Raw genomic sequence first — 23,720 nt, 5'->3', positions numbered from 1 at the left:
CGATTCAACCCGAACCGGCCACCTCACAACCCCCGCGCATAAGGCGCCGCATATCCGGTCTTCAACGGCTCGTCGCCCAACCACGCCGCGAGTTCCTCGGCCCGGGCGTCGAGCGCTCGACGCGCATCCCGGGACAGCGGCTCCAGCGGGATGATGTCGATCGACGAGTCGGGCCCGCGATACCAGCCGCAGACGATGCGGCCGTCCCACCAGGCGGTCTGACCGCCGTTGCCCGCGGAGTCGAAGACCTGCGCGGTGTGGGGGCCGAGATAGAAGCCGCGCTCCTTGTAACCCATGGTGGCCGGGTCGAGTTCGGGCAGGAGCACGGCCTGCGGCTCGACCGGCTCGTCCCCTATGCCGTCGTCACCGGTGTCGTCGGGCAGGACATGACCGACGCCGCCGCCCTCCAGGTCGACCTGGATCGTCTCGAGTTCGGCGAGGGCCGCGCGGACGGCGGTCTTGGTCGAGCCCAGCCACCACGCCAGGTCGGTCTCCGTACCGGGTCCGTACGTTCGCAACCAACGCCCGATCAGTGCGCAATGCCCGTCGTGGACGCTGATCGGCGGCAGCTCCTCACCGAGCCAGAGCGGCATCGACGTCCACGCCGGCCGCGACAGATGCCAGCCCAGTCGGTTGGGCCCACGCACGATCGCACCTTCGGCGTCCAGCATGTTCAGCACCCGGGGGCCCATCGGGGCGCGTCCCGCCCAGGAGGTGCCCGCACCGTGGGTGATGTACCCGTCGAGGGCCGGCAACCGCTCCCGCAGTTCGGTGGACGTCAGCGACTCCCCGCCGGCCAGTTCGGCCAAGACTGCCTGCCGGGCGGTCTCGATCCAGCCCTCCGGGTCGTCGAAGTCGGGACTGCGCCGGAGGTCCCGCAACATGTTGGTGCGTTCGGACGCCGAGATCCGCGGCCCCAGGGCGCCGACGGACTCGGCCAGCACGTCGCGCGGGAACACGAACAGTGTGCGTCGCATGGCGAGGTGCTTGACGAGCGTCCGATCCTCGTACAGGGCGGCGTCGACGGAGTCGCGGGTGAGGCCCGGACCGACGCGAGCCCATGCGGCCAGATGGACCGTCGACGGTGTGGTGGCGTGCAGACCGACCATGGTGGCGGCCGCCTCGACCGCGTCGGCAGCGCGCGACCACGCATCGAGGTGGGCCCGGCGCATGAGGCGTGCGCGACGCTGGGCGTCGGTGATCAGCATGGAGAGATCGTAGTGAGCCGTGCTGACAAGAGAAGTGGCCCGGCGCGAGGAGGGGACGCGGGTGCCGGAGACCGCCGACCCCGTCGACCCGGTGTCCGGCACCCGCGCGGTCGTGTGGGCCGAACGACACACAGCCCCCGACGGGCAGTGTTCGCGACACTTTCCGTGTGTCCTTCGACCGACGCAACCTGTGCGCTTCCCGACCCCCGTCGGGTTGCGCCCCACCAGCAGACCCCACGAACGCGGCCCAATCCACCCCCGAGCCGAAACAGCGCGCGAAAGCGCAGCTCACGCCGCTAACGGACTATCCGGACCGGACAGAACCGGCTCCGGATCCGGCGGCTGTTCCGCCGGCGGGCACGGGCACGCGAGGCGCGGATGTGGCCGTCGCCACATCGGGTCGTCGATGGTGGCGCAGGGGGTTCGGCTACCGCATGATGGTGCGGTCGAACTGTCGGGGCGAGCATGGGAACGGCTGAGTGGATTTCGGTGAGGCACTCGCGCGACTGTTCGTGCAAGCAGGACGTCCCACCCTGCGTGCCTCGGCGTCCCGAGCTCGGGTGTCCGCGCAGCGGATCAGCGACTGGCGCAACGGCCGGCATCTCCCCCGGGACTTCGCGACCGTCGAACCGCTGCTCGTCTGGCTGACGGCGCGCGCCGTCGCCGCCGGTGCCGACGACGCGCTGACCATCCCGCAGTGGCGAGAGATGTGGGACCGTCGGACGCCGGAGGAGACCACCGGCGCCGAGCCGTCCGCGCCGCAGCACGCGCGCCCGTTTCCCGGACTGGCCACCCTGACCGCGGCCGACAGTCAGATGTATTTCGGGCGCGACGACGTCGTCGGCACCCTGGTCGACGCGATCCTGGCGGCGCGTACGGGCCCGCCGCCCCTTGCCCCCGCGTCTCGGCTCGTCGTGGTCACCGGGGTGTCGGGGTCCGGCAAGTCGTCGCTGCTGCGCGCCGGCCTGGCCCGGGACGCCCGGTTGCCCGCGCCCCGACTCGGCGAGATCACCCCGGAAGGTCTCGTCATCGCGGACCCGCCGGATCCGGAGACCACCGAGGCAACGGAAGACCCCGAGACGGCGGAGGCCACGGAGACGACGACCGAGGACGCGGTCATCGTCATCGACCAGTTCGAGAACGTCTTCTCTCTCGAGGACTCGCTCCGGGCCGAGACGCTGCGACGGGTCGAGGACCTCGCGTCCGACACCGTCGTCGTGGTCGGCGTGCGAGCCGACTTCTTCAGTCAGTGCGTCGAGCACCCGTTTCTCGCCGACGCGTGGCAACACCGCTGCGTGATCGTCTCGGAGATGACCCGCACACAGTTGCGCGAGGTGATCACCGCGCCCGTGCGGCTCGCCGGCGGCCGGATCGAGACCGGACTCGCCGACGTGATGATCGCCGAGCTGTACGAGGCCTCGACGGGCGGCGACCGGGCCGGCCGCCTGCCGTTGCTCGCACACGTTCTGCAGGCGACCTGGGCACGCCGCAGCGGCAATCGGATGACCCTGTCCGGCTACCGGGCCACCGGCGGCATCGCCCGCGCCGTCGCCGACACCGCCGAGGCCGCCTGGGCGGCGATCGATCCGCGGCATCGGGACCTCGCACGGGCGGTTCTGCTCGCCCTCGTGCACGTCGGTCCGGCCGGTATCGCGCTGCGCGTGCCGCTGTCCACCGCGACCATCGCCGACCGTTTCCCGCCCGAGGTCGCCACCGTCATCGACGAGTTCGCCCAGGCCAGGCTGCTCACCGTGTCCACCGACTCGGTGATGCTCGTGCACGACGTCGTGCTGACCGCGTGGCCACGTCTGGCCGAGTGGATCGCCGACGACACCGACAACCACCTGTGGCGCCAGCAGGTCGACGCCGACAGCGCCGCCTGGCTGGCCAACGGTCGAGGCAGGTCCTTCCTCTACACCGGGTCGCGCCTCGACGACGCACAGCGCCGCCGACGGACCCTTCGCAGTGACTATCTGCACCTGTTGAGCAGAGAGAACGACGCCTTCCTCGATGCCGCGGTCGCCATGCAGCGGCAGCGGCACCTGACCCGACTCGGTGCGGTGTCGGTCATCGTGGTGCTGGCCATCGCCGCGTCCATCACCGCGGCGATCGGGTTCCGGCAGGCGCACGACCTCCGGCAACAGCGCAACGCCGCCGAACGGTCGGCACTGCTGTCCCACATCGACAGCATGCAGTACTCCAACCCGTCGCTGGCGGCGCGGTTGTTGCTCGTCGCGCACCACCTCTATCCCGACGACCCGACCGTGGCGAGCCGGCTGCGCGGGGCCGCGACGACGCCGCTCGTGACGTCGCTGACCGGCCACACCGGCCCGGTCTACGACCTGTCCTTCGACCGGACGGGCACCCGGTTGGCGTCGGCCGGCGGCGACCGGACCGTACGGGTCTGGACAAGGTCCGAGGCGTCGGACTATCGCGAGACCGCCGTCCTGCGCGGCTTCGGGAACTACGTCACCAGCACCGACTTCCATCCGACCCGACAGCTGCTGGCGAGCAGCAGTGGAGACGGCTCCGTCCGCATGTGGGATCTGACCGACGTGTCGAGACCCCGACTGGCGACGACGGTGTCCCCCGGTCACGGCACGGTCTACATGGTGCGGTTCGCCGCCGACGGCCGCACGCTGGCCGCGTCGTCGGACGACGGCACGATCACCGTCTACGCGGTGTCCCCGGCCGGATCGATCCGGGAGACAGCCGTTCTGCGCGGGCACACCGCCGCGGCGCGGACCCTGTCCTTCAGCCCCGACGGACGCGTCCTCGCCAGCGGCGGCGACGACCGCACCGTGCGACTGTGGACGACCGGCGAGGCACCCCGGCCGCTCGGCCCGCCGCTCACCGGCTTCCCCAGCATCACCCATGCCGTCGCCTTCAGCCCCGACAGTCGCTCGCTCGCGGTCACCGGCGACAGCCCCAACACCCAACTCTGGGATGTCGCCGACCCGCTCGCACCCCGCCCGCTGAGCACGTCCCTGCCCAACAGCACCGCGGGCTCGTGGTCCATCGGCTTCGACGGTTCCGGCGCGCAGTTGGCCTCGGCCCGCGCCGACGGTCTCGTGCGGGTCTGGAACACCGCCAATCCGACCTCGCCGACCCTGCAGTGGGCGCTGCAGACCACCTCCGAGCAGGGCTCGGTACGCACCTTCGCCGCCCGGTTCGACCCGAGCGGCGAACAGCTCGTGTCCGGTCGGTCCGACGGCACCATCGATGTCTGGAGCCTGCCCGGCCGGACCGAACCCGACCGCGGCGGAACGATCACCGGACTGGGCACCGATGCCGCACAACGGGTCCTGGCGACCGTCGGCTCCGACACGACCCTGAACCTGTGGACGACGTCGGGCGGTCTCACGCTGCGTTCACGAACCCCGATCCAGCGTCGGGTCAACGACCATCCGCGCGTCAGCCTCAACGGCCCCGGCACCCTGGCCGCCACGGCGAACAACAACGGTGGGCTCGTCGAGTTGTGGGACATCACCGACACCGCGGCCCCGCGCCGCGCCGCGGCCCTCGACGTCGCCACCCGCTATTCCTTCCCGGTCGTCTTCGCGCCCTCGGGGAACCTGCTCGCGACCGGGGACACGGATACGACCGTCGCCCTGTGGGACACGTCGGTGCCCGGCGCCCCACGGCGGGTGGGTGCCCCGCTCCGCGGGCCCACCGACCTCATCCGCAACGCCGCCTTCAGCCCTGACGGCACGCGGCTCGCACTGACCTCCGACGACAAACGCGTCTACCTGTACGACCTCACGTCGCCGAGTCCGGACCCGATCGACGTCATCACCGACGACGCGCCGATCGCCCAGGCCGCGTTCGACGACGACGGCGAGGTGCTGGTGGTCGCCTCCCGCGACCTCTCCACCTGGCGCCTGCCCCCGACGGGCACGGACGCCGAGCCGGAACTCCTCGACCGCCGGGAGGACATGTTCGCCTCCACGGTGTCGATGGCGCCGAACCGGATCGCGGTGGGCACCGCCACGCACGAACTGATCAGCTTCGCGCTCGGCGACGACGGGCGGCTCGGCGATCGCCAACCGGTCGGGACCCTGCTCGCCACCACCGACACCACCACCACCTGGCAGCTACCGGTCCGGCTCCCGTCCGACGACGAGATCATCGCCGGCGGCGACACGACCGGGAACGTCTACCGGCACACGCTCGATCTCGACGTGGCCCGTGACTGGATCTGCGCGAGCACCGCACCCCTCACCGACGCGCAGCGCGACGCCTATCTCCCACACGTCGACGTGCGCGCGAACTGTGGCCGGGACTGAATGTCGTTCACCGACAGGCGACCTCGACACGCGGCGTCCTCGCTGCGCTCGGTCGACGCGGCTCGGCCAGCAGGGGGACGCGGCTCGGCCAGCAGGGAGACGGCGCTGCTCGGCCGGCGCAGGGGGACGCGGCTCGGCCGGCGCAGGGGGACGCGGCTCGGCCGGCGCAGGGGGACGCCCCAACCGCTGGTTGAGCCGGCACCGAGCGGAGCGAGGAGCCGAGTCGAAGCCACTTGGTGACCTCGACGCGGCGGCAGAGCGCGCGTCTCAGCGGAAGCCGAGCACCTCGTCGCCCCACGCCTCCCAGATGTCGCCGTCGAGATTCTGTACGACCCGATCCTCGGCATCGATGCGCAGCACCGGGCGATGACCGGAGTCGTAGGTGGGCCAGGGATCGCCGAGCGTCCCGGCATCCGGCTCCTGCCCGTGCGCGAAGGCGGTCCAGCGTCGAACCATCCTCTCCGACACGGCTTCTCCCTGCTTACGGCCGCCGAGCAAGAAGGTGACGTCGCGGGGCCCGGAGCCCAGATTGCCCCACACATAAGGAACTTCGGTCGCGTGGGCGGCGCCGAGCCCGAGGAGCCGGAACATCCGCGTCGTCCAGTCGTACCGGTACACATAGACCGGCGCGGAGCGTGCGTGCGCCTCGGCGAGCCACAACGTGGGCATCCGGAACGCCACATCGCGGGCCACACCGAGCCCGGTGACCTTGGGCCGCAGGCCCGAATAGGCCGAGAGCACTTGCGCACGCTCCGGCAGGACGACGTCCGGATACTCCTTCGCCATCCCCGCGAACATCCGCTCGATGTCGGCGGTGGTGATCGGCATGAGCGGAGACTTCATGTACTTGAACAGGTTTGCCTCGTCGCGATTTGTCCCGATGATCAGCGGCACCGGATGCGCGCGACCCGCGCGATAGACGTCGAGGGGGTGCTCGGGCAACAGATCGCCGTCGATGACCGGAGCGAACGCGATCGTCCCCGGGGTCTCGCCGGGGATCTTCTCGAACAGGGTGGTGGTGATCGCCGAACACGTCATGCCGTCGAGTTCGTCGAGCCGCTCGACGATCTCGGCGGTATCGAGTTCACCGGCGTCGATTCCGGCGACCTCGAGCAACTGCGTCGCGACCCGCGCCGCCCGGTCGGCCCCGTACATCGATGTCACCGGGGAACTCTGCGCGATCGCGCGGCCGAAGAACCCCGCCGCGGCCGGCATGGTGAGCAGCGCGGTGACCAGACCCGCCCCGGCCGATTCGCCGAACACCGTCACCTTGTCGGGATCGCCACCGAAGGCGGCGATGTGGTCACGCACCCAGCGCAGTGCGGTCAGCACATCGCTGAGTCCCGCGTTCGACTCGAACCGTTCGTCGATCGACGACAGGTCGGCGAAGCCGAGCACCCCGAGTCGGTAGTTGAGCGTCACCACGACGACGTCGCCGGTGGCGGCGAGGTTCGAGCCCTCGTAGAACGGCTGGGCCCCGGACCCCAGCACGTAGGCGCCGCCGTGCAGCCACACCATCACCGGGAGTCCGACCGCCTCGTCGGCATGCTCGGAGGCGCCCGGCGGGGTCCACACGTTGAGGAACAGACAGTCCTCGTCCATCACCACGTCCGGGCCGAGGCGGACCGCGGGGTTCAACTGCTGCGGGCACACCGCACCGAAGGTGACGGCGTCCACGACCTCCTCGGGCGCGTCGCTCTCCTCCAGCGGAACCGCACGACGCCACCGCAATCCGCCCACGGGCGGACGCGCGTACCGGATCCCCCGCCACACGTCGGCCCGTTCGCCGACGACGCCACGGTAGGTCCCGACGCGGGTCTCGGCCAGCGGGCGTGGGCCGGTCGTTGCGTCTCCCGCCAAGACGGGCGGAGTCGTGGGCGTGCCCGGTTCGTCGTGCTTCATCAGTCCATCGTGCACCGTGAACCTGTTCCGGTTGTCCAGAACTCCGGTGCGTCTGCTGGGTAGGGTGACCCCATGGAGCTACTACGCAACGTCGTAATCTTCCTGCACATCATCGGCTTCGCCGTCACCTTCGGCGCCTGGGTCACCCAGCTCGTGGCGCGCGAGTTCCGCGTCACCCGCGTGATGGATTACGGAATCCTGCTCTCCTTGCTCACCGGGCTCGCGCTCGCGGCGCCGTGGCCGGCCGGAATCGACCTGAACTACCCCAAGATCGGCATCAAACTGGTGATCCTGGTGGTCCTCGGCGCGATTCTCGGTATCGGGAGCGCACGGCAGAAGCGCACCGGCGAGCCCGTCCCGCGTCCCCTCTTCTGGGCCGTCGGTGCCCTGTCCCTCCTCGCCGCGGGCCTCGCGGTCATCTGGTAGCCGACCCCCGGCGAGCGGGGCTCGTGAAACGACGACGCCGCGCACCGGATCGGTGCGCGGCGTTCGTCCTCGGAGCCCCCTGTCGGGATTGAACCGACGACCGCTCGCTTACAAGGCGAGTGCTCTACCACTGAGCTAAGGAGGCGCGCGAGCGAGTATATCCGCCGGACCGCCATCCGGTTCACCGGCACCCGGCCGGCACGGGCCGCCGGATCAGCCCCGGATCGCGGCGACCGCCTCGATCTCCACCAGCTGTTCGTCGTAGGCGAGGACCGAGACGCCCAGCAGGCTGCCTGCCGGCTTGTGGTCGCCGAAGGCCTCGGTCACCGCGTCCCACGCGACCTCCAGATCGGCCTGCAGGTGCTCGGCGACGAAGACGGTGATCTTGGCGACGTCGCGCAGTGTGGCGCCGGACTCGACCAGTGCGGCCTCGAGATTCTTCATGCACTGCACGGCCTGTTCGCGAACGTTCCCGGGAGCGACGGTCGCGCCGTCGGCGTCGATGGGCGCCGCGCCGGCGGTGAAGACGAGACTTCCGGGACTCACCGTGGCGCTGCGGGTGTGACCGTCTCGGGGACCGTTGATCTGCACGGAGGACATGCCGCGATCGTAGACGAGCGGCCCCGGCCACCACCGCTGCCGACTCCTGCACCGACCCTGCCCGTGATGCCCGGACGGTGGAGGTGTATCCAGTCTCCTGTCAGGGTTGAACCGGCCGGGTGTCGGTTACCCCGCGAGCACTCCACCATCGACCCGAGGAGGCCTTGCGTGCGCGAACAGATCGGCCGTGTACTGCGTCGGCTCAGCGGCAGCCGGCAGGCGACGATCGACACCATCGAACCCGGCAGCATCATGGTGTCGCCGCGCAAGCCGATCGAACCGTTCGACGTCGCGGCCATCACCGAGGTCCTCGACCTCGCCACGAAGATCGGTGCGGTGCTGCTCGACTCGGGCACCGGGGCCATCGACACCCAGACCCAGATCAAGTTCGTCGCCGGCGTCTACGGCCTCGAGGACGTGGACGTCGACGTCACCTACAACACGATCGTGGTGAGCGCCCGGCGCGGCGCGACGCTCCCGCCCATCACGACCATGGAGCAGGTCTACTACCGCTCGATGGACTTCACGCGACTCGCGCAGGTCGACCGGCTCGTCCGTCGGATCCGCGATTCGTTCATCAGTCCGTCCACGGCGCACCAGATGGTCGACGAGATCATCACGGCACCCCACCCCTATCCGCACTGGCTGGCGACCACCGCCTGGGGGATCATGGCGTCGGGCATCGCGGTCCTGCTCGGTGGCGAGTACCTCGTCGCCGCACTCGCCTTCCTGACCACCGTCGTGACGGTCACCGTGAACCGCTGGCTCAACCGCATCAGGACCCCCGTCTTCTTCCAGCAGCTCACCGGCGGCTTCATCGCGGTCGTCCCGGCCGCCCTCGTCTTCGCCGCGGCCGAGCGGCTCGGTGTCCAGATCGCGCCGTCGCAGGTCATCGCGGCCGGCATCGTCGTGCTGCTGTCCGGGCTGTCGCTGGTCGGGTCGGTCCAGGACGCGATCACCGGGGCACCGATCACCGGGGTCGCCCGGTTCTTCGAACTGTTGCTGATGACCGGCGGCATCATCGCCGGCGTCGGTGTCGCGATCCGGATTCTGGAGGCGGGTGGCATCTTCCTGCCGACGATCACCACGACGACCAGCTTCGAGGTCGTCGAACTCCCGATCCGCGTGGTCGCGGGTGCGGTGGCCGCGTGCGCGTACGCCCTCGCGAGTTACGCCGAGACGCGGGCGCTGGGCGTGGCGTTCCTCGGCGGCTTCATCGGCACCGCCGTGGCGGCCGCGTCGACGTTCACCGACATCGGCGACGTCATCGCGAACGGTCTCGCGGCGGCGTTCGTCGGGCTGATCGGCGGTCTGCTCGCACGCCGTGCGCTGACGCCTCCGCTCGTCGTCGCCGTGGCCGGAATCACCCCGCTGCTACCCGGTCTCGCGGTCTATCGCGGGCTCTACGGCATCCTGGGGGACCAGACGCTCGACGGGTTCACCTGGATCGCGAACGCGCTGGCCATCGGCTGCGCACTGGCCGCGGGTGTCACCCTGGGCGAGTTCGTCGCCCGGTCGCTGCGCCGTCCCCAACTGCCGCCCCGTCCGGACTGGCGACTCCGCCGCCGGATCGCCCTGCGCGAGGATCGCGAGGCACGCCAGGCGCACGCCGCCGGACGCCGGGCCCGCGCGAACCGATGGCGTCCACCACCACCGCGGCGCTGACCCGAGGCGGCTGGCCGTGAGCACCGGCGATGCCCGGGTAGAATAGGGAGTCGGGCGTGCCGTCGACGGCCACTTCGCCACCGGGCGAATCGTCCGAGACACCGCACCACCGCGCCGCCTGACCATCGCGCACCGAACGCACACATGCCGCACAACGAGGGGACTCACATGCCCGCGAAGACGACCGACATCGCCGACGAAGAACTGGAACCGGTGGCCGACGAGACCGCCAACTCGGCGCGCCGCGTCGTCGCCGCATACGCGACCGACGCCGACGAGTGCCGGATGCTGTTCGCCATGCTGGGGATCGCGCCGGGCGAGAACGCCTGACCAGGTGGCTCCGCGAGCAGGAGAAACCCACCCCGAGGGCGTGACCGGCACCGACCGGGCCGCCCACGACGGGGCGGAGTTCGTGGTCGTCGCGAACCGTCTGCCCGTCGACAAAGAAGTCCTCCCCGACGGCACCGTCAACTGGAAGCGGAGCCCGGGTGGGCTCGTCACCGCGCTCGAACCGATCCTGCGCGCCAACACCGGCGCCTGGGTCGGATGGTCGGGAATTCCCGACTCCGACGACAACCCCGACATCGAGGGCATCGACATCCACGCGGTCCCCCTGTCGACGCAGGAGATCGCCGAGTACTACGAGGGCTTCTCCAACGCCACGCTGTGGCCGCTCTACCACGACGTCATCGTCAAACCCGAGTACCACCGCGAGTGGTGGAACACCTACGTCGAGGTGAACCGGCGGTTCGCCGAGGCGGCGTCGAGGGCCGCGGGCGAGGGCGCCGTCGTGTGGGTGCAGGACTACCAGCTGCAGCTGGTGCCCAAGATGCTGCGGATGCTGCGGCCCGACGTCAAGATCGGCTTCTTCCTGCACATCCCGTTCCCGCCGGTCGAACTGTTCATGCAGATGCCGTGGCGGACCGAGATCGTCGAGGGCCTCCTGGGCGCCGACCTCATCGGATTCCACCTGCCGGGCGGGGCGCAGAACTTCCTCTTCCTGGCCCGGCGCCTCGCCGGTCAGGCGACGAGCAAGGGCACCGTCGGCGTGCGGTCACGTTTCGGCGTGGTCCAGGTCGGATTCCGGACCGTGCGCGTCGGCGCCTTCCCCATCTCCATCGAGTCCGGCGAGCTCGACGCGCAGTCCAAGACCCGCAAGATCCGGGAGCGCGCCGCCGAGATCCGCCGTGAACTCGGCAATCCGAAGACGATCATGCTCGGCGTCGACCGGCTCGACTACACCAAGGGCATCGACGTCCGGCTCAAGGCCATCTCGGAGCTGCTGGCCGAGAAGCGCCTCGACCCCGCCGACACGGTGATGCTGCAACTCGCGACGCCGAGCCGGGAACGCGTCGACAGCTACAAGCAGATGCGCGCCGGGATCGAGCAGCTCGTCGGGAACATCAACGGCACGTACGCGACCGTGGGACATCCCGTGGTGCAGTACCTGCACCGACCGGTCCCCCGCGAGGAACTCCTCGCCTTCTTCGTGGCGGCCGACGTCATGCTGGTCACTCCCCTGCGCGACGGCATGAATCTCGTCGCCAAGGAGTACGTCGCCTGCCGGGGCGATCTGGGCGGCGCGCTCGTGCTCAGCGAGTTCACCGGTGCCGCAGCCGAACTGCGCTCGGCCTACCAGGCCAACCCGTATGACCTCGACGGCGTGAAAGACGCGATCGAGGCCGCCGTCGAACAGAGCGAACACGAGGGCAGGCGGCGGATGCGCGCACTGCGGAGACAGGTCCTCGCACACGATGTCGCGAAGTGGGCGGAGAGCTTCCTCGGCACCCTCGGCGCCGACTCCGACACCGAGCTGTCACCCAACCGGGGTGTTCATCTGGTGGACGAAGCGGAATGAGCGACAACGGGATTCCCGAAGAGCTCACCGAGGCGCTGACGCGGGCCGCCGGCGTGGGGGTGCTGCTCCTGGCCAGCGACTACGACGGATGTGTCTCACCGATCGTCGCGCGTCCCGAGGACGCCGTCCCCGACCCCGCGTCGATCGACGCTCTCGTCGCTGCGGCCGCACTGCCCGACACCGTCGTCGCCGTCGTGTCCGGTCGCGAGCGCGCCGTGCTCGCTGCGCTGTCCGGCCTCGACGCCCCGGTGGTACTGGTCGGCAGCCACGGCAGCGAGTTCGAGTCCGGGTTCGCGGTCGAGATCACCGACGATGCCCGTGCCCTGCTGAACCGGTTGATCGACGAGTTGTCCTCGATCGCCGCCGATTTCCCGGGCAGCACGGTCGAGGTCAAACCGGCCAGCACCGTGTTGCACGTGCGCAACGCGTCGGAGGCCGACGCCGTCGCGGCACTCGACCGTGTCCGGACCGGTCCGGCCTCCTGGCCCGGTGTGCACACCACCGAGGGAAAGGCCGTTCTCGAACTCGCGGTGATCGAGACCAGCAAGGGGCATGCGCTCGACACCCTGCGCGACCGGATCGGCGCCGACGCGGTCATCTACCTCGGTGACGACGTCACCGACGAGAAGGCCTTCGCCCACCTCCGACCGGAGGACGGCGACATCGGCATCAAGGTCGGCGAGGGCGACACCGCCGCGGAGTTCCGCATCGCCGACACCGGCGACGTGGCAACAGTTCTCGCGTTCGTGGCCGAACAGCGGGCGCGCACGGCGTCGGTCGGCTAGGGAGCGACGCCCTCCTGGGCCGGCGCCGCGACGAGCGGGTCCGTCGTCACCGCCCGGCGGGCACTCTCGCGGATGACCTCGTGCACGAAACCGAGTTTGCGCACGACCGGCTCGGGGATGGTGAAGGGGTACAGCGGCCGGCGGCCCATCGCGACGTTCACCCGATTCAACATGAGCGACAACCACTTCCAGTCGTAGAGCAACCGTTCGATCGGCTCGTCGGCATACGACCGGAGCGGCACGATGTCACGCTCCATCGTGAACCGGACCTGCTGGGCATCGAGGTTGAGTCCGGATTCCCGTGCGGTGTCGATGGTTCCGGTGATGTGTAGGTAATGCGCGAAACACTCGGCGAAGTCCTCCCACGGGTGCATCGTGGCGTACTCGGAGATGAACGACTCGTGCCAGTTCTCGGGTGCCCCGAACCGGTAGTGCCGCGTGATCGCATCGGCGTAGCTCACGCGCTCGTCGCCGAACAGGTTCCGGCACCGATCGAGGTACCGCTCAGCGCCCGGATCGGTCTCGACGAGGACATGTTGGTAGTAGTGACCCGTCTCGTGCCGGAAGTGACCGAGCATCGTGCGGTACTGCTCACCGAGGTCGACCCGGAGCCGCTCGCGATACGCGTCCTGGGTCTCGGCGAGGTCGATGGTGACCACTCCACCCGCATGACCGATCGTCACCGGCCGACCGAGGGTCTGACTCGACAACAGGTCGAACGCCAGGCCACCCTCGGTGCGCCAGAACGGCTCCACCGGCAGCCCCAGGTCGACGAGTTGATACACGAGCAGCCGCAGATCGAACGACGCCGACGCGAGCTTCTCGAGGGCGATGGTGTCCTCGGCGTCGGGCTGACGACGGATCAGCGACTCCGGGAAACAGCGCCCCCGCAGGCCGATGCTGTCCTCGGCAACCTCGGCCGGGGTCAGCCAGTTGCAATGCGTCCGGTCCCACAACGAGCATCTGACCCACCGGAGACCGCCGATCTCGACCCCGTCCGCCGCGACCGCGTACAACGACCGCGACGGGAGGTGCACGCCGACGGTCGTCCCGCAGTTCGGGCAGGTCTGGCGATCGAAGCCGGACAACGCATTGCAGACCGGACAGGTGAGCGCGTGCACGCAGCTCACCCTATCCGGATGCGCGAGCTCCCGTCGTCGATCGGAAGCGCCCCGCGCACCGTTGCCGTCACCTCGTAGGAGTTGAGGTTGATCGAGCCGCGGTGGTTGTCGAGGAATGCGGTGTCGGCGGCGTCACGACCGGTCGAGATCCGCACGAGGCTCTGCCGCGGGGCCAGTCCGGTCGCGTCGACCGCCACCCACTCGCCGTCCACGATCGCCTCGGCGACGGCGTGGAAATCCATCGGCGAACAGCCCGGCGCGTAGACCGCGACGAGGCGGGCGGGGATGTTGAGAGCCCGCAGGAGCGCGACGACGAGATGCGCGTAGTCGCGGCACACCCCCGCACCGGCGAGCAGGGTGTCGGCGGCGCCGTCGATGGGGTCGCTCGTCCCGGGGATGTAGCTGAGCCGGTCCGACACGTAGGCGGCGACCTGATCCAGGATCTCGCCGTCAGGCAGAGACGAGTCGAACTGACCCGCGGCGAATCCGAAGAACTTGTCGCACTCGGCATATCGGCTCGGACGCAGATACGTGGAGCGGTCGGTGAGGTCGACGGGTATCGGATCGGCGGGGGTGAGGACCGATGCCCGGTAGTCGATCGTCAGGAGGCCGCGCTCGAGCTGCAACCGGTGAATCCGGGATCCGTGCGACCCGATCATCTCCTCCGGCGTCACCGGCCGCCCGTCGAACTCGACCTTGAGTTCCTCCTCGAGCTGGAGTCCGGGCAATCGGGCGACGGTGATCTGCATCTCCAGTTCGGTGGGGTCGTCGACCCGCACCTCGAGCCGTGCGGACACATCGCGGGGCAGCGTCATGGGCTCACCGTAGGGGATGCGCGCCACGACGGCAGCGGCAGGCAGTACCGGGGGCCGCTACAGCGTCGCCATCGCGGCGACCGGGTCCGCGTAGATGACGCTGAGTGCGACCACGACCGCCGCGCTCTCCTGGACGCGCACACCGAATCTCGAGGGGGCGATCTCCAGCGGCCACGACAGCGTGGTCGCTTCGTCGAACGCCGCCTGCACGGGAGCGAGTCCGTGCGGGTGCGCGGCGAAGGCATCACCGGCGACGACGATGGCGTCGGGATTGATCACGTCCCGGATGAGCGCTACCGACTCCCCCAGGACGCGGGCTCGTTCGTCGACGATCCGAGCCGACGTGGGACTGATCCCGAGCCGACGCGCCGCGACCTCCGCGGCGTCGTTGCCGATGACGTTCTGCAGCCGGACCCGGGTGAGCCCGGGAGCAAGCACGGGCGCGGTGACCGGCAGGTGGGCGATGGTGCCCGCCCCTCGTTCGGGTACGTGCACCCGGCCGTCGAGAGTCATTGCCATCCCCGCTGTTTCGCGAGCATAGAAGAACAGACCGGAACCCCCGTCGTCCCGCGGGTGGGACAGGAGCAGCTCCGCGGCCGCCATCGCCTCGACGTGCTCGCACACCGATACCGGTGTGTCGAGGTACTCGGCAAGTGTTGCGCCCACGGTGAGTTGATGCCAACCCAGGACCCGGTGGTTCACCACTCCGGTCTCGGCGTCGACCGCCCCGCCGACCGCTACCCCACCCCACAGCACCCGACGCCCGCTGAAGCGCGCGGCGAGTTCGGCGAGCAGTCCGCTGAGATGCCGCAGGGCGTCTTCCTGATCGCCGGTCGGCGTCAGCACGGCGTGGCTGTGCAGCGTCCGCCCGCCGAGATCGGCGATGGCGAGAACGGTCCGGCGCGCGCCGATGTGCATACCTGCCACGCACAGCGAGTCATGGTCGATGGTCAGCGGATTCTTGGGTCTGCCAATCGATTTCGGTCCAGCGAGATCGGGACGTTCGACGACGAGGCCGTGCGCGGCCAGCGCATGCACCTGACGGTTGATGGTCGCCGGCGACAGACCCGTCGTCGAGGCGAGCTGATCCCGGGTCACCGGCCCATTGACCCGGATCGCGTGCAGAACCGCCGCCGCCGGAGTGGAGGTCAGTTGCAGCGCCGCCGGGATCACTCCCCCACGCATGCGATGAATGTAGCAGCGCGGCGAGGTCGCCGAGCCCGGCCGACGGGCCCTACGGCCGCCTTGCGGGCATCCGTAAGGTTGAGCCCATGAGCACCGACACCACCTCTCAGTCGACGGACAACCGACCGATCGCCGTGGTCACCGGCGCGAGTTCGGGTATCGGCGCGGCCACCGCGCGCCGGCTCGCCACGCAGGGTTACCACGTGGTCCTCGGCGCCCGCCGCCTCGATCGGGTGACGGCGCTCGCCGACGAGATCGGGGGCACGGGAAGGCAACTCGACGTCACCGACGACGAGTCGGTGGCCGCATTCGTCGCCGGACTCGACACGGTGAATGTGCTCGTGAACAACGCAGGCGGTGCGAAGGGCCTGGACCCGGTGTCGACCGCCGACCTCGACGACTGGCGCTGGATGTGGGAGACGAACGTCCTGGGCAGTCTGCGGGTCACCAAGGCGCTGCTGCCGGCGCTCATCGCCTCGGGTGACGGTCTGATCGTCTCCGTCACCTCGATCGCGGCGTTCGAGGCCTACGACAACGGCGCGGGGTACACGTCGGCGAAACACGCCCAGGGTGTCACCCACCGGACACTGCGCTACGAACTGCTCGGGAAGCCGGTACGGCTCACCGAGATCGCCCCGGGCATGGTCGAGACCGACTTCTCCCTCGTCCGTTTCGAGGGCGACCAGGAACGCGCGGACAGGGTCTACGAGGGCCTCACGCCGCTGGTCGCCGAGGACGTGGCCGAGGTCATCGGGTTCGTCGCGTCCCGCCCGCCGCACGTGAACCTGGATCAGATCATCCTCAAGCCACGCGACCAGGCCTCCGCCCGACGGAACATCAAGACGGGCTAGTGGTGTGGCTCGCTAACGCGGTGCCGGGGCGTTCGAGGTGGGCGCCCCGCTGGGGGTCGCGGGCACCGAGGTCTCGCGGACCTCGCCCTTGATGGCCGACATGCCCTGCCACGTCTCCCAGTCGTAGATCCAGTCGTAGATGTCGCCGTCGGCCTCCGACAACGCGATCCGGGTGCCGGTGACCTCCACCGGGTCGCCGTAGACGGCGACCCCGAAGTACCGCTCGGCGTCGGACTCGGACAGGTTGATGCACCCGTTGGTGACATTCGCCGAGCCCTGCACGTTCACGGTCTCGGGGTTGGCGTGGATGAACTCGCCGTTGTTGGAGATCCGCACGGCCCAGCGCTCGCGGATGTTGAAGTAGCCCGCGGCGGGGTTGCTCATGAAGAACTCCTCGTACTTCTCGGTCACCACGTGGATTCCCGAGCGAGTAACGTTCCGGTCCAGGTCGCCGCCGCCGTAGCTACACGGCAGGCTCATGAGCTCGGCGCCGTCGCGGAGCACGACGATCCGGTGCGAGGACTCCTCGGCCTTCACCACCTGCGCGCGCCCGATGGAGAAGTCGCTGGTGACATCGGCGGCTCCGTAGGCTCCGCCACCGTGGTCGAGCCCGTACAGCTTGGCCGCCATGCTGACCTTGGTGCCGGGCGCGTAGTACTCGCGCGGCCGCCAGTGCACGCGGGAGCCGTTGTCTTCCCCCAGCCACGCCCACGACCCCTCGGTCGGCGGGGTGGTGGTGACCGTCAGCGCACGCTCGACGGCCTCTTTGTCCTCGACCGTGCCGTTGAACTTCAGGATGATCGGCGCCGCGATGCCGACCTCCTGCCCGTCGCCGATGTTGACGACGACGTTCACCTGACTCGACGGGGTGAGCGTGGTGAACGTCCCGGCGACCGGCACGACCTTGCGGTCGATTCCCACCGCCGTTCCGCTCCAGGTGTATTCGGTGCCGTAGCCCAGCGGTTCGCTGATCGTGTAGGTCGTCCGGTCCTCCGACAACTGGCCCTTCACCACGACTCCGCGCGGATTGGTCAGTTTCACGTCGGGGTTGAGAAATCCGTCTGTGGCCTTCACCGAGAACTCGGCGGTCGGGCCGGCCGGTTCGGCGTCGAGTGCCGGGGTGAAGGTCAGACGGACCGAGGGGTCGGCCGGGGTGTCCCCGCCGGGACCGAGGCCGGAGCCCGAGCAGGCCGCCACCGCGACCCCGAGCGCGCCGACCCCGGCCGCGGCGAGCACGGAGCGTCGGTTCACCGAGGTCTGAGGAGTCATCACCGCAACAACAGTACCGATGCGCCGCCCCGCATCGGTGGTGTGCGGGCCGCGGAGTCGGGTGGTCAGGCGTCCGGGGCGCCCGCGGGGTCATCACCGTGCGCCGCGGGTGCGGTCCGCACGGACGGCAGATGAGCGCGCTCACCGGCGTGATCCATCATCGACAGCACCTCCGCGGGGCCCTGATACGCGCAGATCGCGTGCGGGATCATCGTCGAGAACTCCGCGGCGTCGCCCTCGGGTACCAGGATCGTTCGGTCGCCCAGCCACAGCTTCACCGTTCCGGACAGCACCGTGAACCACTCGTAACCGGGATGAACGCGCAGATCACCGACGGGCTGCTCGCGGTCGAAGCGCATCTTCGCCACGGTCACGCCCTGCGGCGCGTTCTCGCGGGAGAGCAACCACATCGTCATCCCCTCCACCGTGTGCGGTTGGGGCCGGATGACGACGTCGGTGTCGTCGGCGGGTTCGACCAACTGGTCCAGGGTGGTGCCCAGCGCGCGCGCGATCGGCACGAGCTGGTCGAGAGCGACCCGGCGGTGACCGGTCTCGATCCGGCTGAGGGTGGACGGCGACAAGTAGCACCGGGCGGCGAGGGCATCGAGCGTCCAGCCCCGCGCGATCCGGAGCCCACGGATGCGCTGACGGACGACTGCATCGAGTTCTTGCGTCATTGGCAAGACTGTATGCCATCGGGGCATGATGCCGCTACCGTGGAGTCATGTCCAGCACTCACCACCACCAACCGGCCACCGGACACCACGCTCACGCGAACCACGCCGACCACCACGACCATGCCCGCCTCGCCGCGGTCCTCGACCTCGACGCCGAACTCATGGCCGACCACCTCGACGACGCCGCACGCCTGATCGCGGAGTCGCTGGGGCACGCGCCGGTGCGCATCGCGGATCTGGGCGCAGGCACCGGGACCGGGACCGAGGCACTCGCCCGCCACTTCCCGCATGCGCGGATCGTCGCGGTCGACGGCTCGCCCGACATGGTCGCGCTCGTCGATCGCCGGGCGCGGGACGGCGGATTCGACGATCGGGTGACCGCCGTCGTCGCCGATCTCGACGACGGGTTGCCGCCGCTCGGATCGCCCGATGTCGTGTGGGCGGCCATGTCGCTGCACCACGTCGCCGATCCGCAGCGCCTGCTGCGAGAGGCTGCGACGTCGCTCGGACCGGACGGGGTCGTCGTGATCACCGAGATGGCAGGGGTCCCGCGTTTCGTCCCCGCACACGAGGACACCGAGCTGAGCGGCCTGCAGGACCGCTGCGGAGCCGCGGCGGCCGGGGCCGGGTGGGAGGCGCTCGTGGACTGGACCGACACGTTCGACGACGCCGGGTACGACGTCCTCCGTTTCGAGACCATCCACGTCGAGCGGAGCGAACCGAGCCGGTCGGTCGCGCGCTACGCGCGTCACTGGTTCGCCCAGTTCCGGCACCGGCTGGCCGACTCCCTCGATTCGGCCGACCTGGCCGTGCTCGATCACCTGACCGACGAATCCGATTCCGACGCACAGCGTCTGGATGACCTGACCCTGTCCGCTGGGCGGCTCCTCTGGATCGCCCGACCGCGCACGACCGCAACCCCCACCCCGAGAGCGAGTGACCGATGACCGATTCCGTGACCACCGAAACAGATTCAACCGCAAACGGATACGACGTCGCGATCGTCGGCGGCGGAGCTGCGGGACTCAGTGCCGCAACAGCACTGGCGCGTTCGCTGCGCAGGGTCGTGGTGATCGATGCGGGGCAACCGCGCAACGCGCCGGCAGCGGCAGCCCACAACGTGCTCGGACAAGACGGGATCTCCCCCCTCGACCTGCTCGCGCGTGGCCGCGCGGAGGCGACGGGATACGGGGCGGAGATCCGGTCGGGCACCGTCGTCGACGCCACCGGCTCCATCGACGACTTCACGCTGCACCTCTCGTCGGGCGAGGTCGTGGTGGCCCAGCGCCTCATCCTCGCGACCGGACTGGTCGACCGACTCCCGGAGATCCCCGGAGTCGCCGAGCTGTGGGGGCACGATGTCCTGCACTGTCCGTATTGCCACGGTTACGAGGTCCGCGGCACCCGGATCGTCCAGATCGCGACGAGCCCGATGTCCGCGCATCAGGCGCTCATGTTCCGCCAGCTCACCGAGCAGGTCACGGTGATCGCGCACGATCCGACCGCCCTGTCCGCGGATGACCGGCGGCATCTCGCGGTCACCGGCATCGACGTCGTGGATGCCCGCGTCGAGCGCGTCCGGACGCGCGACGACGACGGATCGGCCCGCCTCGACGGCGTCCTCCTGTCCGACGGCACCCTGGTCGACGCCGACGCGGTGGTCGTCTCACCGAGGTTCGTGGTCCGGGGTGAGCTCTACGAGCGTCTGGGCGGAGAACTCGCCGAGGGTCCGATGGGCATGGGCGGCGTCGTCGGAACCGGCCCGATGGGCGAGACCGCGCTACCCGGTGTGTGGGCAGCCGGCAACACGACGACCCTGAACGCGATGGTGACCGTGGCCATGGGCGAGGGACTCTCGGCCGGCGCAGCGGTCAACGCGAGCCTGGTCATCGCGGACCTGCACGCCACGGTCGCCGCGCCGGCCTGACGGCCGACCATCCGCACCGCCGTCGGCCGCCTACTCGGGGAAACCCTCGAGGACAGCGGCCGACGCGGACAACCCGAGCCGGGTTGCGCCTGCGGCGACGAGTTCGGCCGCGAAGTCGGCGGTCCGGATTCCACCACTCGCCTTCACTCCGACCCGGTCGCTCACCGCGGCACGCATCAGTTGCACCGCCTCGACGCTCGCGCCGCCCGCCGGATGGAAACCGGTCGAGGTCTTCACCATCGACGCACCGGCCCGCTCGGCGCGGCGGCACACCTCGGTGACGGTGTCGGGTCCCGCGAGCTGCAGCAGCGCCGCCGACTCGATGATCACCTTGAGGAGGGTCTCGTCCCCGACCGCCTCACGGACCGTGAGGACGTCGGCGAACACCTCGTCGAACCGGCCGTCGACGGCCGCGCCCACGTCGATCACCATGTCGACCTCGTCGGCGCCGGAGTCGACGGCCAGACGCGCCTCTGCCGCCTTGACCAGCGAGTGATGTTTGCCCGACGGGAATCCGGCCACGACGCAGGTCCGCTGTTCCCCGGTGTCGATCGGGAGCATCGACGGTGACAGGCAGACGGCGAACACCCCGAGCCGCGCCGCTTCGGCCACCGTGGCCTCCGCGTCGGCCCGGGTCGCCTCCGGCTTCAGCAGTGTGTGGTCGATGATGGCGGCGACGTCGCCGCGTCGCAGGTCCGTGTTCGTCACACCGACGAGCTTGGCACACTGACTGTCGTGGCCCCCGGACAGACGACCCCGACAGGTCGAACCCAGACAGATCAGACCGAGCACCGCTATGTACTCACGCTCGGATGCCCCGACCGCACCGGCATCGTGGCCCGGATCTCGACCTTCCTGACCGAGGTCGGCGGCTGGATCACCGAGGCCGCCTACCATTCCGACGAGGAGACCGGCTGGTTCTTCACCCGCCAGGCCATCCGCGTGGATTCGGTGTCGTCGACCGCGGCGGAACTACGTGCGCGCTTCGCGGCCGAGGTGGCCGCCGAGCTCGGCCCCGAAACCGACTGGCGCCTCACCGATTCGCGGGAGACCAAGTCCGCGGTGCTGCTGGTGAGCAAGGAGAGCCATTGCCTCGTCGACCTCCTGGGCCGCGCCCATCGGGGTGAACTCCCTGCCGCCATCCGCGCCGTCATCGGCAATCATCGCGAACTGGAGGACCTGTCCACCAGGTTCGGCATCCCGTTCCACCACGTGCCGTTCGCGGGTGAACGCAAGGCCGAGGCGTTCGCCGAGGTGGGACGGATCGTGGACGGTTATCAACCGGACGCGGTGGTGCTGGCGCGGTTCATGCAGATCCTGCCGCCGCAGTTGTGTGATGCGTGGGCCGGCCGGGCCATCAACATCCATCACAGCTTCCTGCCCAGCTTCATCGGCGCCCGGCCCTACCATCAGGCCTTTGCTCGAGGTGTGAAACTCATCGGCGCCACCTGCCACTACGTCACAGCAGATCTCGACGCCGGACCGATCATCGAGCAGGACGTGATCCGTGTCGACCACAGCGACTCGGTCGCCGACATGGTCCGTCAGGGTCGGGACATCGAGACCCTGGTGCTCTCTCGTGGTCTGCGCTGGCACCTCGAGGATCGCGTCCTGGTCCACGGCCGCAAGACCGTCGTCTTCAACTGACGACCCCGATACAGCACACCGCCCCGCGACTTTCGTCGCGGGGCGGTGGCCGAGTCTGTGCCGAATGGCTACTCGCCGGTGCCGGCGTCGTCGTTGCCGAGCGAACCGGTGAGCACATTGCCGAGGATCTCCTCGATAGCGCCGGAGATGCCGCCTTCGATTGCGTCTGACATATCTACTCCTTCGTCATCGGTGAGATTGTTCGTAGATCACCGTCCGCTCTCACCCGTGCGTCGGCTCGTTGCCGACGTTACATATCGATTTCGGAAATGTCTCCCCTACCGTCGAGATCAATTACCGGAACTCCGAGAAAACAGGGGCGAAGGGCCGGCATTGCCGCAGGTGAGCTGCCGAAGACACATTGATTGAAATCAACGTAAACAGAATCCGAACATTTTCTCGATGCATCGACAATGCAACGTACTGCGCGTTGTCGCCGTTCTTGATCTGACCCAGAAAGAGGTCAGCGGCTGGTGGCGCCGCGCGTCACCAACCGCTGAACCGTATTCCGTCTGATCAGGCCCCGGAATCACTGCCGTCGATCGATCCGCCGCCGATCGAACCCGCGTCTCCGAGACCGCCGAGAATCGCCTCGACGGCTCCACCGATCGCACCAGCGATACCGCCCTCGACAATGCCTGCCATATCCGTCTCCCTTGATGGTGATGAGATCTCTCGTCTTCGGCCGCACGTCTCATCTCGCGGAACGACCTGACGGCGACGTTACAGACCGATCACGGAAACGTCCTCCGATATGAATAATTGATGGTTTGCCTTATCAAATGATGATCTAACAAACGTGCAATCGATGTCCGACAGTTCGAATGGACCCCCGAAAAGCACACCCGTGTGCTGATATGGCGGAATGACAGAGGTGCAGACGGCCGACGTGCGGGTGCGCCCCCTCATCACCGATGACCGTGACCGCGCACTCGATCTCCTCGAAAACGGGATTCGCGAAGTCCCCGTGTACCGCTGGCTGTTGGGCGAGGCGGCCCCCGTCGAGGCGTTTCGCTGGTACGGCGACATTCTCTTCACCGACCACCTGCCGGGGGCGCAGGGAATGTTCACGCCCGAGGGCGAAATGGTCGCCCTGATGGCCGTCGCCGGCCCCGACCACCACACCCAACCCGTCGACGACGAATTGATGGCGCGCTCGCGCCATTTCGTGATCGCCATCGACGGTTTCATCGCTCGCTTCCGCGAACTGCAGGAGAAGTCCCGGGCACGTGCGGTCGGCGGTGCACACAGCATCGTCTTCGCACTGGTCCACCCGGACCATCGACGACACGGAACGCTCGCAGCGCTCCTCGAGCCGGTTCTGCGACAAGCTCTCGACGCGGGATCGCCGGTCACCGCCAGCACCGCGGATGCGCAGATGATCGACGTGTATGCCCGCAAATGGCGCGGCCGGGTCTACGACGAGTTCACCCTGACGGATGGGCCGACGGTCTGGTTCCTGAGAGTCGACCCACCCGGAACCGTCGTCTAGCCCCCG

The 23,720-nt window shown here is 69.3% G+C and carries 21 protein-coding genes and 1 tRNA gene; 11 read left to right on the top strand and 11 right to left on the bottom strand.

All coding sequences use genetic code 11. From position 1 onward, the window contains the following. Positions 1-23: 23 nt before the first annotated feature. Entirely contained in the window at positions 24-1,208 is a 1,185-nt protein-coding gene (locus BCM27_RS04005; protein WP_033205853.1) for a winged helix DNA-binding domain-containing protein, read from the bottom strand. 479 nt (positions 1,209-1,687) lie between these two features. Here BCM27_RS04005 and BCM27_RS04000 point away from each other — a divergent pair, with 479 nt between their 5' ends. Further along, positions 1,688-5,494 carry a WD40 repeat domain-containing protein gene (locus BCM27_RS04000; protein ID WP_004022782.1) on the top strand — a complete coding sequence of 1,269 codons (3,807 nt, stop codon included), beginning with the start codon at positions 1,688-1,690 and terminating at the stop codon, positions 5,492-5,494. 267 nt (positions 5,495-5,761) lie between these two features. On the opposite strand, the gene BCM27_RS03995 is transcribed toward BCM27_RS04000, so the two are convergent. After that, the gene (locus BCM27_RS03995; protein ID WP_239450653.1) at positions 5,762-7,396 is read right to left on the bottom strand and encodes a carboxylesterase/lipase family protein; all 1,635 of its coding nucleotides are present in this window, start codon (positions 7,394-7,396) and stop codon (positions 5,762-5,764) included. 72 nt (positions 7,397-7,468) lie between these two features. On the opposite strand from BCM27_RS03995, the gene BCM27_RS03990 reads away from it, so the two are divergent. After that, complete coding sequence (locus BCM27_RS03990) at positions 7,469-7,822, top strand: hypothetical protein (RefSeq protein ID WP_004022780.1); 354 nt, start codon at positions 7,469-7,471, stop codon at positions 7,820-7,822. Between the two features lie 73 nt (positions 7,823-7,895). Here BCM27_RS03990 and BCM27_RS03985 read toward each other — a convergent pair. Continuing rightward, positions 7,896-7,967, bottom strand: a tRNA-Thr gene (locus BCM27_RS03985). Positions 7,968-8,035: 68 nt separating this feature from the next. Beyond that, on the bottom strand, positions 8,036-8,422 hold the full coding sequence (locus BCM27_RS03980) for a RidA family protein (RefSeq protein ID WP_004022779.1): 387 nt from the start codon (positions 8,420-8,422) through the stop codon (positions 8,036-8,038). A 168-nt stretch (positions 8,423-8,590) separates the two neighbouring features. On the opposite strand from BCM27_RS03980, the gene BCM27_RS03975 reads away from it, so the two are divergent. The 4 genes from BCM27_RS03975 (at position 8,591) to otsB (ending at position 12,730) form a co-directional block, all read left to right on the top strand. Continuing rightward, complete coding sequence (locus BCM27_RS03975; RefSeq protein ID WP_004022778.1) at positions 8,591-10,087, top strand: threonine/serine exporter family protein; 1,497 nt, start codon at positions 8,591-8,593, stop codon at positions 10,085-10,087. A gap of 168 nt (positions 10,088-10,255) precedes the next feature. Continuing rightward, positions 10,256-10,417, top strand: coding sequence for a hypothetical protein (locus BCM27_RS25850; protein WP_010842782.1), 162 nt, complete (start codon positions 10,256-10,258; stop codon positions 10,415-10,417). A 40-nt stretch (positions 10,418-10,457) separates the two neighbouring features. Further along, positions 10,458-11,945, top strand: a complete 1,488-nt coding sequence (locus BCM27_RS03965) for an alpha,alpha-trehalose-phosphate synthase (UDP-forming) (RefSeq protein WP_081487036.1) — start codon at positions 10,458-10,460, stop codon at positions 11,943-11,945. After that, entirely contained in the window at positions 11,942-12,730 is a 789-nt protein-coding gene (gene otsB / locus BCM27_RS03960) for a trehalose-phosphatase (RefSeq protein WP_004022775.1), read from the top strand. Before BCM27_RS03965 ends, otsB begins: the two co-directional genes overlap by 4 nt. Here the strand turns inward: otsB and BCM27_RS03955 are convergent. From BCM27_RS03955 to BCM27_RS03945, 3 genes are read right to left on the bottom strand one after another with little or no spacing between them, the layout of a single operon-like run. Then, positions 12,727-13,851: a zinc-binding metallopeptidase family protein gene (locus BCM27_RS03955; protein WP_004022774.1), complete on the bottom strand. Its 1,125-nt coding sequence runs from the start codon at positions 13,849-13,851 to the stop codon at positions 12,727-12,729. The genes otsB and BCM27_RS03955 overlap by 4 nt on opposite strands. Positions 13,852-13,856: 5 nt before the next feature. Continuing rightward, positions 13,857-14,666, bottom strand: coding sequence for a transglutaminase-like domain-containing protein (locus BCM27_RS03950; RefSeq protein WP_033205830.1), 810 nt, complete (start codon positions 14,664-14,666; stop codon positions 13,857-13,859). Positions 14,667-14,723: 57 nt separating this feature from the next. Then, on the bottom strand, positions 14,724-15,851 hold the full coding sequence (locus BCM27_RS03945) for an ROK family transcriptional regulator (RefSeq protein WP_004022772.1): 1,128 nt from the start codon (positions 15,849-15,851) through the stop codon (positions 14,724-14,726). Between the two features lie 86 nt (positions 15,852-15,937). Here BCM27_RS03945 and BCM27_RS03940 point away from each other — a divergent pair, with 86 nt between their 5' ends. Further along, on the top strand, positions 15,938-16,702 hold the full coding sequence (locus BCM27_RS03940; RefSeq protein WP_004022771.1) for an SDR family NAD(P)-dependent oxidoreductase: 765 nt from the start codon (positions 15,938-15,940) through the stop codon (positions 16,700-16,702). 12 nt (positions 16,703-16,714) lie between these two features. Here the strand turns inward: BCM27_RS03940 and BCM27_RS03935 are convergent, their stop codons facing one another. Both BCM27_RS03935 and BCM27_RS03930 read right to left on the bottom strand, forming a co-directional pair. After that, positions 16,715-17,971, bottom strand: a complete 1,257-nt coding sequence (locus BCM27_RS03935; RefSeq protein WP_033205827.1) for a L,D-transpeptidase — start codon at positions 17,969-17,971, stop codon at positions 16,715-16,717. Positions 17,972-18,036: 65 nt separating this feature from the next. Next, positions 18,037-18,648, bottom strand: a complete 612-nt coding sequence (locus tag BCM27_RS03930) for a helix-turn-helix domain-containing protein (RefSeq protein WP_004022769.1) — start codon at positions 18,646-18,648, stop codon at positions 18,037-18,039. A gap of 47 nt (positions 18,649-18,695) precedes the next feature. Here BCM27_RS03930 and BCM27_RS03925 point away from each other — a divergent pair, with 47 nt between their 5' ends. Next, a complete protein-coding gene (locus BCM27_RS03925) occupies positions 18,696-19,595 on the top strand; it encodes a class I SAM-dependent methyltransferase (RefSeq protein ID WP_004022768.1) in 900 nt (299 codons plus the stop codon). Continuing rightward, on the top strand, positions 19,592-20,575 hold the full coding sequence (locus BCM27_RS03920; protein ID WP_004022767.1) for an NAD(P)/FAD-dependent oxidoreductase: 984 nt from the start codon (positions 19,592-19,594) through the stop codon (positions 20,573-20,575). Before BCM27_RS03925 ends, BCM27_RS03920 begins: the two co-directional genes overlap by 4 nt. A gap of 30 nt (positions 20,576-20,605) precedes the next feature. On the opposite strand, the gene deoC is transcribed toward BCM27_RS03920, so the two are convergent. Further along, entirely contained in the window at positions 20,606-21,283 is a 678-nt protein-coding gene (gene deoC, locus BCM27_RS03915; protein WP_033205849.1) for a deoxyribose-phosphate aldolase, read from the bottom strand. Between the two features lie 27 nt (positions 21,284-21,310). On the opposite strand from deoC, the gene purU reads away from it, so the two are divergent. Then, positions 21,311-22,222: a formyltetrahydrofolate deformylase gene (gene purU, locus BCM27_RS03910; protein WP_004022765.1), complete on the top strand. Its 912-nt coding sequence runs from the start codon at positions 21,311-21,313 to the stop codon at positions 22,220-22,222. 516 nt (positions 22,223-22,738) lie between these two features. On the opposite strand, the gene BCM27_RS26185 is transcribed toward purU, so the two are convergent. After that, positions 22,739-22,867: a hypothetical protein gene (locus BCM27_RS26185; protein WP_255220192.1), complete on the bottom strand. Its 129-nt coding sequence runs from the start codon at positions 22,865-22,867 to the stop codon at positions 22,739-22,741. A gap of 220 nt (positions 22,868-23,087) precedes the next feature. On the opposite strand from BCM27_RS26185, the gene BCM27_RS03905 reads away from it, so the two are divergent. Continuing rightward, entirely contained in the window at positions 23,088-23,714 is a 627-nt protein-coding gene (locus tag BCM27_RS03905; RefSeq protein WP_004022764.1) for a hypothetical protein, read from the top strand. Positions 23,715-23,720: the final 6 nt, after the last annotated feature.

Source organism: Gordonia terrae (assembly GCF_001698225.1).
Taxonomy (GTDB): domain Bacteria; phylum Actinomycetota; class Actinomycetes; order Mycobacteriales; family Mycobacteriaceae; genus Gordonia; species Gordonia terrae.
This window is presented reverse-complemented; position numbering and strand designations above follow the sequence as displayed.

Coding starts and splice junctions, on each gene's coding strand:
- BCM27_RS04005 (WP_033205853.1), bottom strand. CDS start 1,208: ATGCTGATCACCGACGCCCAGCGTCGCGCACGCCTCATGCGCCGGGCC.
- BCM27_RS03995 (WP_239450653.1), bottom strand. CDS start 7,396: ATGAAGCACGACGAACCGGGCACGCCCACGACTCCGCCCGTCTTGGCG.
- BCM27_RS03990 (WP_004022780.1), top strand. CDS start 7,469: ATGGAGCTACTACGCAACGTCGTAATCTTCCTGCACATCATCGGCTTC.
- BCM27_RS03980 (WP_004022779.1), bottom strand. CDS start 8,422: ATGTCCTCCGTGCAGATCAACGGTCCCCGAGACGGTCACACCCGCAGC.
- BCM27_RS25850 (WP_010842782.1), top strand. CDS start 10,256: ATGCCCGCGAAGACGACCGACATCGCCGACGAAGAACTGGAACCGGTG.
- otsB (WP_004022775.1), top strand. CDS start 11,942: ATGAGCGACAACGGGATTCCCGAAGAGCTCACCGAGGCGCTGACGCGG.
- BCM27_RS03950 (WP_033205830.1), bottom strand. CDS start 14,666: ATGACGCTGCCCCGCGATGTGTCCGCACGGCTCGAGGTGCGGGTCGAC.
- BCM27_RS03945 (WP_004022772.1), bottom strand. CDS start 15,851: ATGCGTGGGGGAGTGATCCCGGCGGCGCTGCAACTGACCTCCACTCCG.
- BCM27_RS03940 (WP_004022771.1), top strand. CDS start 15,938: ATGAGCACCGACACCACCTCTCAGTCGACGGACAACCGACCGATCGCC.
- BCM27_RS03935 (WP_033205827.1), bottom strand. CDS start 17,971: ATGACTCCTCAGACCTCGGTGAACCGACGCTCCGTGCTCGCCGCGGCC.
- BCM27_RS03930 (WP_004022769.1), bottom strand. CDS start 18,648: ATGACGCAAGAACTCGATGCAGTCGTCCGTCAGCGCATCCGTGGGCTC.
- BCM27_RS03925 (WP_004022768.1), top strand. CDS start 18,696: ATGTCCAGCACTCACCACCACCAACCGGCCACCGGACACCACGCTCAC.
- BCM27_RS03920 (WP_004022767.1), top strand. CDS start 19,592: ATGACCGATTCCGTGACCACCGAAACAGATTCAACCGCAAACGGATAC.
- BCM27_RS26185 (WP_255220192.1), bottom strand. CDS start 22,867: ATGGCAGGCATTGTCGAGGGCGGTATCGCTGGTGCGATCGGTGGAGCC.
- BCM27_RS03905 (WP_004022764.1), top strand. CDS start 23,088: ATGACAGAGGTGCAGACGGCCGACGTGCGGGTGCGCCCCCTCATCACC.